Origin of the sequence: Streptomyces sp. NPDC012510 (genome assembly GCF_042955065.1) — a bacterium.
In the GTDB taxonomy this organism is placed as follows: Bacteria; Actinomycetota; Actinomycetes; order Streptomycetales; family Streptomycetaceae; genus Streptomyces.
In genome coordinates this window covers 236,499-251,181 of the sequence record NZ_JBIBEN010000006.1, presented here as the reverse complement: position 1 = coordinate 251,181, position 14,683 = coordinate 236,499, and the positions used below count along the sequence as shown (strand labels likewise).

Genomic DNA, 14,683 nt, shown 5'->3' with positions numbered 1-14,683 from the left:
GACAGGAACGGACCCACTCAGACGCGCCCCCTCTTCCAGGGGCGCGGGGAACTGCGCGAACAACAACCACGACGAAGCCGCAGCGCCGACCGGGCAGCTCCCCGCAGAACGCTTACGCGTCCTTGGACTCCTCGGCAGCCTCGTCCGCGCTGTCGTCGGCCTTGGTGGTGTCCACCTTGGCCTCAGCGGCAGGCGTCTCCGCGTCCTTGGCGGCACGCTTCGTGGCGGCCTCGGCCTCGCCCGTGGCCTCCTGCGCGACCGTCAGCGCCTCGACCAGCTCGATGACAGCCATGGGCGCGTTGTCGCCACGGCGGTTACCGATCTTGGTGATACGGGTGTAGCCACCCGGACGGTTCTCGTACCGCGGGCCGATCTCGGTGAAGAGCGTGTGCACGACGCTCTTGTCCGTGATGACCTGGAGCACCTGGCGGCGGTTGTGAAGGTCGCCCTTCTTCGCCTTGGTGACCAGACGCTCGGCGTACGGCCGCAGACGGCGGGCCTTCGCCTCGGTGGTGGTGATGCGGCCGTGCTCGAAGAGCGACTTCGCGAGGTTCGCGAGGAGCAGCTTCTCGTGCGCGGCGCTACCGCCCAGACGGGCACCCTTGGTGGGCTTCGGCATGGCGTTTCTCCTAGGTGTCTGCCCCGGCCGTATCAGGTACCGAGGTCAGTATCTGAGCAGGCGGTCGCCTGTCAGAGATCCGGACGACAAGCCCCCGAAGGGGCGCGTCGTCCGGAAGGGGCGCGGGGCGGTGCCGATGTGCGACTCCGTCGCGGGGCGCGATCAAGCACAGCGCACCCGCACCCGAGTACGGACCGTATGGCCCGAGCTCTTAGTACTGCTCGGTCTCCACGAAGCCCGCGTCCGCGTCGTCGTCGGCACCGAAGGCGTCGGCCGCGGCGGTGGGGTCGAATCCGGGCGGGGAGTCCTTGAGCGCGAGACCCATACCCGCCAGCTTCGCCTTGACCTCGTCGATCGACTTCGCACCGAAGTTACGGATGTCGAGCAGGTCGGCCTCAGAACGAGCCACGAGCTCACCCACGGAGTGGATGCCCTCACGCTTGAGGCAGTTGTACGACCGAACGGTGAGCTCCAGCTCCTCGATCGGCAGCGCCAGATCGGCGGCGAGAGCGGCGTCCGTCGGGGACGGGCCCATGTCGATGCCCTCGGCGTCGATGTTGAGCTCACGGGCGAGACCGAAGAGCTCGACCAGCGTCTTACCGGCGGAGGCCATGGCGTCACGGGGACGCATCGCCTGCTTGGTCTCGACGTCGACGATCAGCTTGTCGAAGTCGGTGCGCTGCTCGACACGAGTCGCCTCGACCTTGTACGTGACCTTGAGAACCGGCGAGTAGATGGAGTCGACCGGGATACGACCGATCTCCTGGCCCACCTGCTTGTTCTGCACGGCGGAGACGTAACCGCGGCCACGCTCGACCGTCAGCTCCATCTCCAGCTTGCCCTTGCCGTTGAGCGTGGCGAGGACGAGGTCGGGGTTGTGCACCTCGACACCGGCCGGGGGCGCGATGTCGGCGGCGGTGACCAGACCCGGGCCCTGCTTGCGCAGGTACATCACGACCGGCTCGTCGTGCTCCGAGGAGACGACCAGCTGCTTGATGTTGAGGATCAGGTCGGTGACGTCCTCCTTGACGCCCGGCACGGTGGTGAACTCGTGCAGGACACCGTCGATCCGGATGCTGGTGACAGCCGCACCGGGGATCGACGACAGGAGCGTACGACGCAGGGAGTTGCCGAGGGTGTAGCCGAAGCCCGGCTCCAGCGGCTCGATCACGAACCGGGAGCGGAATTCGTCGACGACCTCTTCGGTCAACGAGGGACGCTGAGCGATCAGCATGTGGTGATCCTTCTGTCAGGGGCGCCCGCTATTTGACGCCCTGATGCCACCAGGCGGGGCCTGATGGTGTTGCGTACAAGGGTACGGGCGATATGACCCCGAAGAGCCATACCGCCCGAAAACCTCAGACCAAGCAGTCGCGTACCCGACCCGGAGGGTCAGACGCGGCGGCGCTTGGGCGGACGGCAGCCGTTGTGCGGGGTGGGCGTGACGTCCTGGATGGAGCCGACCTCGAGGCCGGTCGCCTGCAGCGAACGGATGGCCGTCTCACGACCCGAACCCGGGCCCTTGACGAACACGTCGACCTTGCGCATGCCGTGCTCCTGCGCGCGACGGGCAGCCGACTCGGCGGCCATCTGCGCGGCGAACGGCGTGGACTTCCGGGAGCCCTTGAAGCCGACGTGGCCGGCGGACGCCCAGGAGATCACGTTGCCCGAGGGGTCCGTGATGGAGACGATCGTGTTGTTGAACGTGCTCTTGATGTGCGCGTGGCCGTGAGCGACGTTCTTCTTTTCCTTGCGGCGCACCTTCTTGGCAGCGCCCTGACGACCCTTGGGGGGCATCTACTAACTCCTACGGGGAGGTGGTCGGTCCTACAGCGAAGACCGCTGATGAAGCGTTGTCCGCTGAGGACTACTTCTTGCCCGGCTTCTTCTTACCGGCGATGGCGCGACGCGGGCCCTTGCGGGTGCGGGCGTTGGTGCTGGTGCGCTGACCGCGGACGGGCAGACCACGACGGTGACGGAGACCCTGGTAGCAGCCGATCTCGACCTTGCGGCGGATGTCGGCCTGGATCTCGCGACGGAGGTCACCCTCGGTCTTGATGTTGTTGTCCACGTACTCGCGGATCGCGACGAGCTGCTCCTCGGAGAGGTCGCGGACGCGGGTGTTCGGGTCGACGCCGGTCGCTGCCAGCGTCTCCTGGGAGAGGGTCCGGCCGATGCCGAACACGTAGGTGAGGGCGACCTCCACGCGCTTGTCGCGCGGGATGTCAACACCGGAAACGCGTGCCATTCAATGGCTCCTGGTGATTGTCGGAGGTCTTCCGCAGAACCGGCTCCCGGCCGCCGTACCAGGTACGAACCGGGTCCCCGGCCTCCGAGCCGGGGGTGTCAGGCACTGTCGGCGCCTGGGTCCTGCGTATGAACAATTCAGCTCGCGTCGCGCGAATCCCTGCGATATCGATGCAGAGGGAGCGGTCGACCGTGCGTTAGCCCTGGCGCTGCTTGTGGCGCGGGTTCTCGCAGATGACCATGACCCGACCGTGACGGCGGATCACCCTGCACTTGTCGCAGATCTTCTTGACGCTCGGCTTGACCTTCATGGGGTGAGGTTCTCCGGGTCAGTGCCACCACCCGAGTCCCGGAGACCGGGGCACGGAGAGCGGGGGCAAGATCTACTTGTAGCGGTAGACGATCCGGCCACGCGTCAGGTCGTACGGAGACAGCTCCACCACGACCCGGTCGTCAGGGAGGATGCGGATGTAGTGCATACGCATCTTGCCGCTGATGTGTGCCAGGACCTGGTGGCCGTTCTGGAGCTCGACCTTGAACATGGCGTTCGGCAGAGACTCGACGACAGTGCCCTCGATCTCGATGGCACCTTGCTTCTTGGCCACGCTTCGCCCTTCGAATCGACTACCTTGATCGACTCCACGTAACCGAATGAGGACACACGGAAACACGAGAGCCGACGAGTCAGTCTACGCCAGGGCTCCCGGAAACACGAATTCGGGTAAGGATGCCCATGGCCGAAGATCTTTACTCGGGCGGGCCGCAGCACGCCTCGATGGGCCGCGGGCCCCTGAGGGGCGCGGGCCCACGAGGGGCGCGGGCCCACGAGGGGCGCGGGCCCATGAGGGGCGCGGGGAACGGCGCGACCGTCCCCCGCTCACCGGCACCCGGCACGGGAGCTCAGCTCAACGGATCAGGAGCCGCAGTGATCCCGTACTCCGCGAGCTTGGCCTTGCCCCCGTCGGGGGCGGTGAGCACCAACGGCCCGTCCACCGTCAACGCCACCGAGTGCTCCCAGTGCGAGGACCACGTGCCGTCCGTCGTCACCACGGTCCAGTCGTCCGACAGGACCTCCGTCTTCGGCGTGCCCAAGGACACCATCGGCTCGATGGCGAGGCAGAACCCGGGCACCAGCTTCGGCCCCTTGCCACGCCGCCGCTCGACGTAGTTCAGCAGATGCGGGTCCATGTGCATCTCGGTCCCGATGCCGTGCCCGCCGTAGTCCTCGACGATCCCGTACTTCCCGCCCCCCGGCTTCGGCTGCCGCCGGATGTACGTCTCGATGGCCCGGGAGACGTCGACGAGCCTGTTCCCCAGCTTCATCGCCGCGATGCCGGCCCACATGGACTCCTCGGTCACCCGTGACAGCTCGATGAGCTCCGGAGCGTGGCCCGACCCCACGAACGCCGTGTACGCCGCGTCCCCGTGCCAGCCGTCCACGATCGCGCCGCAGTCGATCGAGATGATGTCGCCGTCCTTCAGGACGACCTCGTCGCTCGGGATGCCATGGACCACGACCTCGTTCACCGATGTGCAGATGGTCGCCGGGAAACCGCCGTACCCGAGGAAGTTCGACTTCGCCCCGTGCTCCGCGATCACCTTGCGGGCGACCTCGTCGAGGTCCTTCGTGGAGGCGCCCGGCACGGCGGCCTCCCGGGTGGCCGCGTGGATGGCGGCGACGACCAGCCCCGCCTCGCGCATCTTGGCGATCTGCTCGGGGCTCTTGATCTGCACCATGGGGGCCTGCGCTCTCCGTCTTCTGTGCCTACGAACTCAAGGGGTCCCGGTCCTGAGGGCTCCGGGTTTTTGCCTACACAACAGTACGGCCGCGGCGCCCCTCGCGGGCACCGCGGCCTATGTCGTACTGGACGACTGACGGCCTACTGGCCGTCGTCCTCGCGCTTGAGCGCCTCCATGGCGCGCTGGGTGACTTCCTCCACCGGGCCGAGCGCCGAGATCGTCACCACGAGGCCCTGGGCCTTGTAGTAGTCGATGATCGGCTCGGTCTGGGTGTGGTAGACCTCCAGGCGCTTGCGGACGGTCTCCTCGGAGTCGTCGTCACGCTGGTACAGCTCGCCGCCGCAGGCGTCGCAGACACCCTCCTGCTTCGGCTTCTTGTACGTGACGTGGAAGACGTGGGAGGAGTCGTTCCGGCAGATACGACGGCCGGCGATCCGCTTGACGACCTCTTCCTCGGGGACCTCCAGGTCCAGCACCGCGTCGAGGTTCATGGACTCGTCCTGGAGCGTCACGTCCAGCGCCTCGGCCTGCGAGACGTTGCGCGGGAAGCCGTCGAGCAGGAAGCCCTGCTCGGCGTCCGGCTGCTCCATGCGGTCCTTGGCCATCGCGATGGTGACCTCGTCCGGCACCAGCTCGCCCTTGTCCATGTAGGACTTCGCGAGTTTGCCGAGCTCCGTCTGCTTGCTGATGTTGGCCCGGAACAGGTCGCCCGTGGAGATGTGCGGGATCGACAGGTTCTGCGCCAGGAACGCGGCCTGCGTTCCCTTCCCGGCACCCGGCGGCCCGACGAGGACGATTCGCATCAGCGGAGGAACCCTTCGTAATTGCGCTGCTGGAGCTGGCTCTCGATCTGCTTCACCGTCTCCAGACCCACACCCACGATGATCAGGATGCTGGTTCCACCGAACGGGAAGTTGGCATTTGCACCCCAGGGAGCCAACGCCATTGTCGGCACGAGAGCGATCAGACCCAGGTACAGCGAACCCGGCCAGGTGATCCGGTTGAGTACGTAGCTCAGGTACTCAGCGGTCGGTCGGCCAGCCCGGATTCCCGGGATGAAGCCACCATACTTCTTCATGTTGTCCGCGACTTCCTCGGGGTTGAACGAGATGGCCACGTAGAAGAAGGCGAAGAAGACGATGAGGAAGAAGTAGATCGTGATGTGCGCCGGCGCGGCCGTGTCGGCCAGGTTGGCGGTGATCCAACTCGCCCAGCCCGCCGTGGAGTTGGAGAACTGCACGATGAGGGCCGGAATGTAGAGCAGCGACGAGGCGAAAATCACAGGGATGATGCCCGCCTGGTTGACCTTCAACGGAATGTAGGTCGACGTACCGCCGTAGGAACGGCGGCCGATCATACGCTTCGCGTACTGGACCGGAATACGGCGCTGAGCCTGCTCCACGAAGACGACGAGCGCGACCATGACCAGGCCGACGGCGATGACGGTGCCGAACTCGATCCAGCCGCCCGCCAGGTCGCCCTGCTCCTTGATGGCCCACAGGGCGGACGGGAAGGTGGCGGCGATCGAGATGAACATCAGGATCGACATACCGTTGCCGATGCCGCGGTCGGTGATCAGCTCACCGAGCCACATGACGAGGGCCGTACCGGCGGTCATGGTGACGACCATGACGATGGTGGTGTAGATCGACTGGTCGGGGACGATCGCGCTGGCCTGCGAGCAACTACTGAAGAGCGAGCCGCTGCGCGCGGTGGCGACGAGGCCGGTGCCCTGCAGGATGGCCAGGGCCACCGTCAGATAACGCGTGTACTGCGTGATCTTCGCCGTACCGGACTGCCCCTCCTTCTTCAGGGCTTCCAGACGCGGGATCACCACGGTCAGCAGCTGCAGAATGATGCTCGCCGTGATGTACGGCATGATGCCGAGCGCGAAGATCGTGATCTGCAGAAGCGCGCCGCCGCTGAACATGTTCACGAGACCGAAGAGACCCGTGTTGGTCTGGGCCTGGTCGATGCAGAACTGGACGGCGGTGTAGTCGACGCCAGGGATCGGCACATGGGTGCCGATCCGGTAGATCACGATGATGCCGAGCGTGAAGAGCAGCTTCTTGCGCAGGTCGGGCGTCTTGAACGCCCGGGCGAACGCGGTGAGCACGGTGCCTCCTGCGACCCCCGCGCTACTGCGTCAAGGGTGACGGTTTTGAGATTCTGATGAGGACGACTTACGTAACGTTTAACTGCCGCATCGAGTGCCCGGTTAGGGGTCCCCTGTGAAAACGGGCAGCGCAGGTCACCTTACCGGCGAGACTGCTTCCCTAGGAACGACCAACCGGGGATACCCCATTTGTGGGGTATCCCCGGTCGGGATCGCTCACGTCATCGAGACACCTGATGGGTTCAGACGAGCTCGGTGACGGTACCGCCGGCGGCGGTGATCTTCTCCTTGGCGGAGCCGGAGACGGCGTCGACCGTCACCTGCAGCGCCACGGAGATCTCGCCCTGGCCGAGGACCTTGACGAGGCTGTTCTTGCGGACGGCACCCTTGGCGACCAGGTCGGCAACGGTGACCTCCCCACCCTCGGGGTAGAGGGCGGCGAGCTTGTCCAGGTTCACGACCTGGAACTCCGTCTTGAAGGGGTTCTTGAAGCCCTTCAGCTTCGGGAGACGCATGTGGAGGGGCATCTGGCCACCCTCGAAGCGCTCCGGAACCTGGTAGCGGGCCTTCGTGCCCTTGGTACCACGACCGGCCGTCTTACCCTTCGACGCCTCACCACGACCGACACGGGTCTTCGCGGTCTTGGCGCCCGGGGCGGGACGGAGGTTGTGGATCTTGAGCGGGTTGTTCTCCGCCATGATCAGTCGACCTCCTCGACCGTCACGAGGTGGCGGACGGTGTGCACCATGCCGCGGAACTCGGGGCGGTCCTCCTTGACGACCTGCGTGTTGATGCCCTTGAGACCAAGGGAGCGCAGGGTGTCACGGTGGTTCTGCTTGCTGCCGATGTAGGACTTGACCTGCGTAATCTTGAGCTGCGCCATGATTACGCACCCGCCCCGGCACGCGCACGGAGCAGAGCCGCGGGGGCGACGTCCTCGAGGGGCAGACCGCGGCGGGCCGCGATCTCCTCGGGACGCTGCAGACCCTTCAGGGCCGCCACGGTCGCGTGCACGATGTTGATCGCGTTGTCGGAGCCGAGCGACTTCGACAGCACGTCGTGGATACCGGCGCACTCGAGCACGGCACGCACCGGACCACCGGCGATAACACCGGTACCGGGGGACGCGGGCTTGAGCAGGACGACGCCGGCAGCCTTCTCACCCTGGATGGGGTGCGGGATGGTGCCCTGGATACGGGGGACCTTGAAGAAGTGCTTCTTGGCCTCCTCAACGCCCTTGGCGATGGCGGCCGGCACCTCCTTGGCCTTGCCGTAACCGACACCCACGGTGCCGTCACCGTCGCCCACCACGACCAGCGCGGTGAAGCTGAAGCGACGACCACCCTTCACAACCTTGGCGACGCGGTTGATCGCGACGACGCGCTCAACGTACGCGGTCTTCTCGGCGGCAGCTGCGCCGCCGTCACGGCCCTTCCGGTCCCGCCGCTCGCCGCCACCGGCACCGCCACCGCGGCGCTGGGGTCCAGCCATTGGATTTACCTCTCTCTTTCCGCTAGCTACGCAGCGAGCTCAGAACTTGAGCCCGGCCTCGCGGGCGGCGTCGGCCAGGGCCGCGATGCGACCCGCGTACCGGTTACCACCTCGGTCGAACACAACGGCCTCGACACCGGCGGCCTTGGCACGCTCGGCGACCAGGGCGCCGACCTTGCCGGCCTGCGCCGACTTGTCTTCCGACGCGCCACGGATCGACGAGTCCAGGGTGGACGCCGACGCAAGGGTGTGACCCTTGAGGTCGTCGATCACCTGGGCCACGATGTGGCGGTTCGAGCGGGTCACGACCAGGCGGGGACGCTCAGCCGTACCGTTGACCTTCTTACGGATACGGATGTGGCGCCGCTTGATGGCAGCACGCTTGTAAGCGTCGCCCTTAGCGATCTTCGTGCCGTATGCCATGGCTTACTTACCCGCCTTTCCGACCTTGCGGCGGATGACTTCGCCCTCGTACTTGACGCCCTTGGCCTTGTACGGGTCGGGCTTGCGCAGCTTGCGGATGTTGGCCGCAACCTCGCCGACCTTCTGCTTGTCGATGCCCTCGACCGAGAACCGGGTGGGGTTCTCCACCTTGAAGGTGATGCCCTCGGGCGCCTCGACGGTGATCGGGTGGCTGTAGCCGAGCGCGAACTCGAGGTTCGAACCCTTGGCCTGCACGCGGTAACCGACACCGCTGATCTCGAGCTTCTTCACGTAACCCTGGGTCACGCCGGTGATCATGTTCGCCACCAGCGTGCGGGACAGGCCGTGCAGGGCCTTGCTCTGACGCTCGTCGTTGGGGCGGGTGACGTTCAGGACGCCGTCCTCACCCTTGGCGATCTCGATCGGCGCCACGACGGTGTGGGTCAGCGTGCCCTTGGGGCCCTTGACCGAGACCGTCTGGCCGTCGATGGTGACGTCCACGCCGGCGGGAACCGTGATGGGGAGCTTGCCAATGCGCGACATAGCTGTTTCCTCCGTTCCCTTCCGCTACCAGACGTAGGCGAGGACTTCTCCGCCTACGCCCTTCTTGCCGGCCTGCTTGTCGGTGAGGAGCCCGTGCGACGTGGAGATGATCGCCACGCCGAGGCCGCCCAGCACCTTGGGCAGGGAGGTGGACTTCGCGTACACCCGGAGACCGGGCTTGGAGATCCGCTTGATGCCCGCGATGGAGCGCTCACGGTTGGGGCCGAACTTCAGCTCCAGGACGAGGTTCTTGCCGACCTCGGCGTCCTCGACCTTCCAGCCCGTGATGAAGCCCTCCTGCTGGAGGATCTCCGCGATGTGAGACTTGATCTTCGATGCCGGCATCGTCACGGAGTCGTGGTATGCCGAGTTCGCGTTCCGCAGACGCGTAAGCATGTCTGCGATCGGATCAGTCATGGTCATGAATTGGCCTTCGGCCTCTCTCGCCGGGGTTTCCTGTATGCGCCATCCCTCTCCCCACTCGATGGCGGGACGGGTGCGGTGCGGGGACCTACGGCGTAGTAAGTCGTACGGGCTACCGTCAGGCGCCCAACCCTCCAAGCCTAAGCCATGGATGGGTGGGCGCCTGACACGCCCAGTGCTTACCGAGAGCTTCGGGAATCCCTGAAAGTGGGGATTACCAGGAGCTCTTGGTCACGCCCGGCAGCTCGCCACGGTGAGCCATCTCACGGAGGCACACGCGGCACAGGCCGAACTTGCGGTACACGGAGTGGGGACGGCCGCAGCGCTGGCAGCGCGTGTAGCCACGCACGCCGAACTTGGGCTTGCGAGCAGCCTTCGCGATCAGAGCCTTCTTCGCCATCTCGCTCACGCCTCCTTGAAGGGGAAGCCGAGGTGACGAAGGAGCGCACGGCCCTCAGCGTCGTTGGTCGCCGTGGTCACCACGGTGATGTCCATGCCCCGGGTACGGTCGATCTTGTCCTGGTCGATCTCGTGGAACATGACCTGCTCGGTGAGACCGAAGGTGTAGTTGCCACGGCCGTCGAACTGCTTGGGGGACAGACCACGGAAGTCGCGGATGCGCGGGAGCGCGAGCGACAGGGTGCGGTCCAGGAACTCCCACATGCGGTCGCCACGGAGGGTGACGTGGGCACCGATCGGCTGGCCCTCACGCAGCTTGAACTGCGCGATGGACTTACGGGCCTTGGTGACGGCCGGCTTCTGACCGGTGATCGTGGTGAGGTCGCGGATGGCGCCCTCGATCAGCTTGGAGTCGCGGGCGGCGTCGCCCACACCCATGTTGACCACGATCTTGACGAGGCCGGGGATCTGCATGACGTTCTCGTACTTGAACTCGTCACGCAGCTTGCCCGCGATCTCCTCGCGGTACTTCGTCTTGAGACGCGGAGTCGTGGTGGTAGCCATCAGATGTCCTCACCCGTCCGCTTGGCAACGCGAACCTTGTTGCCCTCGTCGTCGAAGCGGTAACCGACACGCGTGACGACCTTCTTGCCGTCCTTCTCCACGACGAGCTGAACGTTGCTCACGTGAATGGGGGCCTCGGTCGTGACGATGCCACCGGCCTGCGAACCGCGAGCGGTCGGACCGGCCTTGGTGTGCTTCTTGACCCGGTTGACACCCTCGACCAGGACGCGGTCCTCGCGGGGGAAGGCCGCGATGACCTTGCCCTGCTTGCCCTTGTCCTTACCGGTGATGACCTGGACCAGGTCGCCCTTCTTGATCTTCATGCTTACAGCACCTCCGGCGCGAGCGAGATGATCTTCATGAACTTCTTCTCGCGCAGCTCACGGCCGACGGGGCCGAAGATACGGGTGCCGCGAGGGTCGCCGTCGTTCTTCAGAATGACGGCGGCGTTCTCGTCGAAGCGGATGTACGAGCCGTCCGGACGACGGCGCTCCTTGACGGTGCGAACGATGACCGCCTTGACGACGTCACCCTTCTTCACGTTGCCACCGGGGATCGCGTCCTTGACGGTGGCGACGATGACGTCACCGATGCCCGCGTAGCGGCGACCGGAGCCACCGAGCACACGGATGCAAAGGATCTCCTTCGCACCAGTGTTGTCGGCGACACGCAGTCGCGACTCCTGCTGGATCACGTCTATCTCCTGATTGTCTGCCGGTTCCCCGGGGGCCGTTCAGGAACGGCCCCCGGAGCCTGGCGGAACTGTCCTGCGAGGAATGCCCCGCAGGAAATTACTTGGCCTTCTCGAGGATCTCGACGACGCGCCAGTGCTTCGTGGCGGACAGCGGCCGGGTCTCCATCAGGAGGACGCGGTCGCCGATGCCGGCGGCGTTCTGCTCGTCGTGGGCCTTGAGCTTGCTCGTGCTACGGATGACCTTGCCGTACAGGGCGTGCTTCTTGCGGTCCTCGACGGCGACGACGACGGTCTTGTCCATCTTGTCGCTGACGACGATGCCCTCACGAGTCTTGCGGAAGCCGCGCGTCTCGGTGTTCGTCTCAGTCACGTTGTTCTCGCTCATCAGGCGCTCTCCACCGTTTCGATGCCCAGCTCACGCTCGCGCATCAGGGTGTAGATCCGCGCGATGTCCTTGCGGACCGCCTTCAGACGGCCATGGTTCTCAAGCTGTCCGGTCGCCGCCTGGAAGCGGAGGTTGAACAGCTCTTCCTTGGCTTCGCGAAGCTTCGCCAGAAGCTCCTCGTCACCCAGCTCGCGCAGCTCGGACGCCTTGGTACCGGCCGACATCACGCTTCACCTGCCTCGCGCTTGACGATCCGGCACTTCATCGGCAGCTTGTGGGCGGCGCGAGTCAGGGCCTCACGGGCGATCTTCTCGTTGGGGTAGGACAGCTCGAACATGACCCGGCCCGGGTGCACGTTCGCGATCCACCACTCCGGCGAACCCTTACCGGAACCCATGCGGGTCTCGGCGGGCTTCTTCGTGAGCGGGCGGTCCGGGTAGATGTTGATCCAGACCTTGCCGCCACGCTTGATGTGGCGGGTCATCGCGATACGGGCCGCCTCGATCTGGCGGTTGGTCACGTACGCCGGCGTGAGGGCCTGAATGCCGTACTCGCCGAACGCGACCGTCGTACCGCCCTTGGCCTGACCACGGCGCTTCGGGTGGTGCTGCTTGCGGTGCTTGACCCTACGGGGGATCAGCATGTCGGTCAGGCCTCCGTTCCGGTGCTCTCAGCCGGAGCGGACGCCTGGGCCTCGGCCTTGGGGGCCTCGGCGCCGGCAGCCTGCTGCGGCTTGCGACCGCGCCGCTCGCCACCGCGGCCACCACGGGCCGGGCGGTCGGCACCGCCGCGCGCCGGGCGGTTACCCGCACGGGCAGCGGCGTTCTCGGCGCGGACCTCGGCGATGTTCTTGACGTCGCCCTTGTAGATCCAGACCTTCACGCCGATGCGGCCGAAGGTCGTCTTGGCCTCGAAGAAGCCGTAGTCCACGTTCGCGCGGAGCGTGTGCAGGGGCACGCGGCCCTCGCGGTAGAACTCCGAGCGGGACATCTCGGCGCCACCGAGGCGGCCACCGCACTGGATCTTGATGCCCTTGGCGCCGGCCTTCATCGCCGACTGCATGCTCTTACGCATGGCACGGCGGAAGGAGACGCGGGAGGAGAGCTGCTCGGCGACGGCCTGGGCCACGAGCTGAGCGTCCGTCTCGGGGTTCTTGACCTCGAGGATGTTCAGCTGGACCTGCTTGCCCGTGAGCTTCTCGAGGTCACCGCGGATGCGGTCGGCCTCGGCGCCACGGCGGCCGATGACGATGCCCGGACGCGCGGTGTGGATGTCCACGCGGACGCGGTCACGGGTGCGCTCGATCTCGACCTTGGAGATGCCGGCGCGCTCCATGCCGGACGTCATCATCCGACGGATGGCGACGTCTTCCTTGACGTAGTCCTTGTACAGCTTGTCGGCGTACCAACGCGACTTGAAGTCGGTCGTGACACCGAGCCGGAACCCATGCGGGTTTACCTTCTGGCCCATTACCGGGTTCCTTCCTTGCTGCTGACGACCACGGTGATGTGGCTGGTCCGCTTGCGGATCCGGTAGGCACGGCCCTGGGCACGCGGACGGAACCGCTTCAGGGTCGGGCCCTCGTCGACGTACGCCTCGCTGATGAACAGCGAGGAGGCGTCCGTGTGGTCGTAGTTGTGCGCGGCGTTGGCGATGGCGCTGTCCAGCACCTTGCCGACCGGCACGCTCGCGGCCTGCGGGGCGAAACGCAGGACCGCCTGAGCCTCCGTGGCGTCGAGGCCACGGATGAGGTCCACCACGCGGCGGGCCTTCATGGGCGTGACGCGGATGTACCGCGCCTGGGCCCTGGCTTCCATGGTTGTCCTTCCAGTGTCTGTCATGGTCATTCCACCCCGCTGTTAGCGGCGCTTCGACTTCCGGTCGTCCTTGACGTGACCCCGGAAGGTGCGCGTCGGCGAGAACTCGCCGAGCTTGTGGCCGACCATCGACTCGGTGACGAACACCGGAATGTGGGTCTTGCCGTTGTGCACCGCGATCGTGTGGCCGAGCATGGCCGGGATGATCATCGAGCGACGGGACCAGGTCTTGATGACGTTCTTGGTGCCGGCTTCGTTCTGGGCGTCCACCTTCTTGATCAGGTGGTCGTCGACGAAGGGCCCCTTCTTGAGACTGCGCGGCATCTGAACCCGCTCCTAGCGCTTCTTGTTCGTCTTGCGGCGGCGGACGATGTACTTGTTCGAAGCCTTCTTCGGCGAACGAGTACGACCCTCCTTCTGACCCCAGGGGCTGACCGGGTGGCGACCACCGGAGGTCTTGCCCTCACCACCACCGTGGGGGTGGTCAACCGGGTTCATCGCCACACCGCGAACGGTCGGGCGGACGCCCAGCCAGCGCTTGCGGCCGGCCTTGCCCCAGTTGATGTTGCTCTGCTCGGCGTTGCCGACCTCGCCGACGGTGGCGCGGCAGCGCACGTCGACCAGGCGGATCTCACCGGACGGCATGCGGAGGTGGGCGTAGGCGCCCTCCTTCGCGAGCAGCTGCACGGAGGCACCGGCGGAGCGGGCGAACTTGGCGCCGCCACCGGGACGGAGCTCGATCGCGTGGATCGTGGTACCGACCGGGATGTTGCGCAGCGCCAGGTTGTTGCCCGGCTTGATGTCGGCCCCGGGACCGTTCTCGACGCGGTCACCCTGCTGCAGGTTGCGCGGGGCGAGGATGTAGCGCTTCTCGCCGTCGGCGTAGTGCAGCAGCGCGATGCGCGCGGTGCGGTTGGGGTCGTACTCGATGTGCGCGACCTTCGCCGGCACGCCGTCCTTGTCGTGACGACGGAAGTCGATCACGCGGTAGGCGCGCTTGTGGCCGCCACCCTGGTGACGGACGGTCACACGACCGGAATTGTTACGGCCGCCCTTGCTGTGCAGGGGGCGAACCAGCGACTTCTCCGGCGTGGACCGCGTGACCTCGACGAAGTCGGCGACGCTGGAGCCACGGCGGCCCGGCGTAGTCGGCTTGTACTTGCGGATTCCCATTGTCTCTCAGTCCTCGGAAGTTTCCGATTATCTGGACGCTCCGACCCGC

The 14,683-nt window shown here is 66.2% G+C and carries 26 protein-coding genes; all 26 read right to left on the bottom strand.

Features of this window, described 5'->3' with window-relative positions; translation table 11 throughout:
- Window positions 1–112 precede the first annotated feature (112 nt).
- Window positions 113–619, bottom strand: coding sequence for a 50S ribosomal protein L17 (gene rplQ / locus ACFY9I_RS13840; protein WP_230219591.1), 507 nt, complete (start codon window positions 617–619; stop codon window positions 113–115).
- 211 nt (window positions 620–830) lie between these two features.
- Window positions 831–1,853, bottom strand: coding sequence for a DNA-directed RNA polymerase subunit alpha (locus ACFY9I_RS13835; RefSeq protein ID WP_003966937.1), 1,023 nt, complete (start codon window positions 1,851–1,853; stop codon window positions 831–833).
- A 158-nt stretch (window positions 1,854–2,011) separates the two neighbouring features.
- Window positions 2,012–2,416, bottom strand: a complete 405-nt coding sequence (gene rpsK, locus ACFY9I_RS13830; protein ID WP_003956432.1) for a 30S ribosomal protein S11 — start codon at window positions 2,414–2,416, stop codon at window positions 2,012–2,014.
- A 70-nt stretch (window positions 2,417–2,486) separates the two neighbouring features.
- A complete protein-coding gene (gene rpsM / locus ACFY9I_RS13825; RefSeq protein WP_030788235.1) occupies window positions 2,487–2,867 on the bottom strand; it encodes a 30S ribosomal protein S13 in 381 nt (126 codons plus the stop codon).
- A 196-nt stretch (window positions 2,868–3,063) separates the two neighbouring features.
- Window positions 3,064–3,177 (bottom strand): 50S ribosomal protein L36, encoded by a 114-nt coding sequence (gene rpmJ, locus ACFY9I_RS13820; RefSeq protein WP_003998809.1) that lies wholly within the window; start codon window positions 3,175–3,177, stop codon window positions 3,064–3,066.
- A 72-nt stretch (window positions 3,178–3,249) separates the two neighbouring features.
- Window positions 3,250–3,471, bottom strand: coding sequence for a translation initiation factor IF-1 (infA, locus tag ACFY9I_RS13815; RefSeq protein WP_003948620.1), 222 nt, complete (start codon window positions 3,469–3,471; stop codon window positions 3,250–3,252).
- Between the two features lie 295 nt (window positions 3,472–3,766).
- On the bottom strand, window positions 3,767–4,603 hold the full coding sequence (gene map / locus ACFY9I_RS13810; RefSeq protein ID WP_391000937.1) for a type I methionyl aminopeptidase: 837 nt from the start codon (window positions 4,601–4,603) through the stop codon (window positions 3,767–3,769).
- Window positions 4,604–4,746: 143 nt separating this feature from the next.
- Window positions 4,747–5,409, bottom strand: a complete 663-nt coding sequence (locus ACFY9I_RS13805) for an adenylate kinase (protein ID WP_391000934.1) — start codon at window positions 5,407–5,409, stop codon at window positions 4,747–4,749.
- Window positions 5,409–6,722, bottom strand: coding sequence for a preprotein translocase subunit SecY (secY, locus tag ACFY9I_RS13800; RefSeq protein WP_391000931.1), 1,314 nt, complete (start codon window positions 6,720–6,722; stop codon window positions 5,409–5,411). The genes ACFY9I_RS13805 and secY overlap by 1 nt, the downstream gene beginning before the upstream one ends.
- A 242-nt stretch (window positions 6,723–6,964) precedes the next feature.
- A complete protein-coding gene (gene rplO, locus ACFY9I_RS13795) occupies window positions 6,965–7,420 on the bottom strand; it encodes a 50S ribosomal protein L15 (RefSeq protein WP_059079051.1) in 456 nt (151 codons plus the stop codon).
- Window positions 7,421–7,422: 2 nt separating this feature from the next.
- On the bottom strand, window positions 7,423–7,605 hold the full coding sequence (gene rpmD / locus ACFY9I_RS13790) for a 50S ribosomal protein L30 (protein ID WP_003974250.1): 183 nt from the start codon (window positions 7,603–7,605) through the stop codon (window positions 7,423–7,425).
- Window positions 7,606–7,607: 2 nt separating this feature from the next.
- Window positions 7,608–8,213, bottom strand: coding sequence for a 30S ribosomal protein S5 (gene rpsE, locus ACFY9I_RS13785; RefSeq protein ID WP_003992370.1), 606 nt, complete (start codon window positions 8,211–8,213; stop codon window positions 7,608–7,610).
- Between the two features lie 39 nt (window positions 8,214–8,252).
- The gene (gene rplR / locus ACFY9I_RS13780; protein WP_005481210.1) at window positions 8,253–8,636 is read right to left on the bottom strand and encodes a 50S ribosomal protein L18; all 384 of its coding nucleotides are present in this window, start codon (window positions 8,634–8,636) and stop codon (window positions 8,253–8,255) included.
- Between the two features lie 3 nt (window positions 8,637–8,639).
- Window positions 8,640–9,179 carry a 50S ribosomal protein L6 gene (rplF, locus tag ACFY9I_RS13775; protein ID WP_033528347.1) on the bottom strand — a complete coding sequence of 180 codons (540 nt, stop codon included), beginning with the start codon at window positions 9,177–9,179 and terminating at the stop codon, window positions 8,640–8,642.
- A gap of 24 nt (window positions 9,180–9,203) precedes the next feature.
- Window positions 9,204–9,602 (bottom strand): 30S ribosomal protein S8, encoded by a 399-nt coding sequence (rpsH, locus tag ACFY9I_RS13770; protein ID WP_013001411.1) that lies wholly within the window; start codon window positions 9,600–9,602, stop codon window positions 9,204–9,206.
- A 214-nt stretch (window positions 9,603–9,816) separates the two neighbouring features.
- Window positions 9,817–10,002, bottom strand: coding sequence for a type Z 30S ribosomal protein S14 (locus tag ACFY9I_RS13765; protein WP_003948630.1), 186 nt, complete (start codon window positions 10,000–10,002; stop codon window positions 9,817–9,819).
- Between the two features lie 5 nt (window positions 10,003–10,007).
- Window positions 10,008–10,565: a 50S ribosomal protein L5 gene (rplE, locus tag ACFY9I_RS13760; protein ID WP_020135807.1), complete on the bottom strand. Its 558-nt coding sequence runs from the start codon at window positions 10,563–10,565 to the stop codon at window positions 10,008–10,010.
- Window positions 10,565–10,888, bottom strand: coding sequence for a 50S ribosomal protein L24 (gene rplX, locus ACFY9I_RS13755; protein WP_033528346.1), 324 nt, complete (start codon window positions 10,886–10,888; stop codon window positions 10,565–10,567). The genes rplE and rplX overlap by 1 nt, the downstream gene beginning before the upstream one ends.
- A 2-nt stretch (window positions 10,889–10,890) precedes the next feature.
- A complete protein-coding gene (gene rplN, locus ACFY9I_RS13750) occupies window positions 10,891–11,259 on the bottom strand; it encodes a 50S ribosomal protein L14 (RefSeq protein ID WP_003998823.1) in 369 nt (122 codons plus the stop codon).
- Window positions 11,260–11,356: 97 nt separating this feature from the next.
- The gene (rpsQ, locus tag ACFY9I_RS13745; RefSeq protein ID WP_391000923.1) at window positions 11,357–11,644 is read right to left on the bottom strand and encodes a 30S ribosomal protein S17; all 288 of its coding nucleotides are present in this window, start codon (window positions 11,642–11,644) and stop codon (window positions 11,357–11,359) included.
- Window positions 11,644–11,868, bottom strand: a complete 225-nt coding sequence (rpmC, locus tag ACFY9I_RS13740) for a 50S ribosomal protein L29 (RefSeq protein ID WP_003998824.1) — start codon at window positions 11,866–11,868, stop codon at window positions 11,644–11,646. The genes rpsQ and rpmC overlap by 1 nt, the downstream gene beginning before the upstream one ends.
- Window positions 11,868–12,287: a 50S ribosomal protein L16 gene (gene rplP, locus ACFY9I_RS13735; protein WP_004927269.1), complete on the bottom strand. Its 420-nt coding sequence runs from the start codon at window positions 12,285–12,287 to the stop codon at window positions 11,868–11,870. The genes rpmC and rplP overlap by 1 nt, the downstream gene beginning before the upstream one ends.
- A gap of 5 nt (window positions 12,288–12,292) precedes the next feature.
- On the bottom strand, window positions 12,293–13,114 hold the full coding sequence (gene rpsC, locus ACFY9I_RS13730; protein WP_380853521.1) for a 30S ribosomal protein S3: 822 nt from the start codon (window positions 13,112–13,114) through the stop codon (window positions 12,293–12,295).
- Window positions 13,114–13,461, bottom strand: coding sequence for a 50S ribosomal protein L22 (gene rplV, locus ACFY9I_RS13725; protein ID WP_184904641.1), 348 nt, complete (start codon window positions 13,459–13,461; stop codon window positions 13,114–13,116). The genes rpsC and rplV overlap by 1 nt, the downstream gene beginning before the upstream one ends.
- Window positions 13,462–13,503: 42 nt before the next feature.
- Window positions 13,504–13,785 carry a 30S ribosomal protein S19 gene (gene rpsS / locus ACFY9I_RS13720; RefSeq protein ID WP_033528345.1) on the bottom strand — a complete coding sequence of 94 codons (282 nt, stop codon included), beginning with the start codon at window positions 13,783–13,785 and terminating at the stop codon, window positions 13,504–13,506.
- 12 nt (window positions 13,786–13,797) lie between these two features.
- Entirely contained in the window at window positions 13,798–14,634 is an 837-nt protein-coding gene (gene rplB / locus ACFY9I_RS13715; protein ID WP_149825919.1) for a 50S ribosomal protein L2, read from the bottom strand.
- Between the last annotated feature and the right edge of the window lie 49 nt (window positions 14,635–14,683).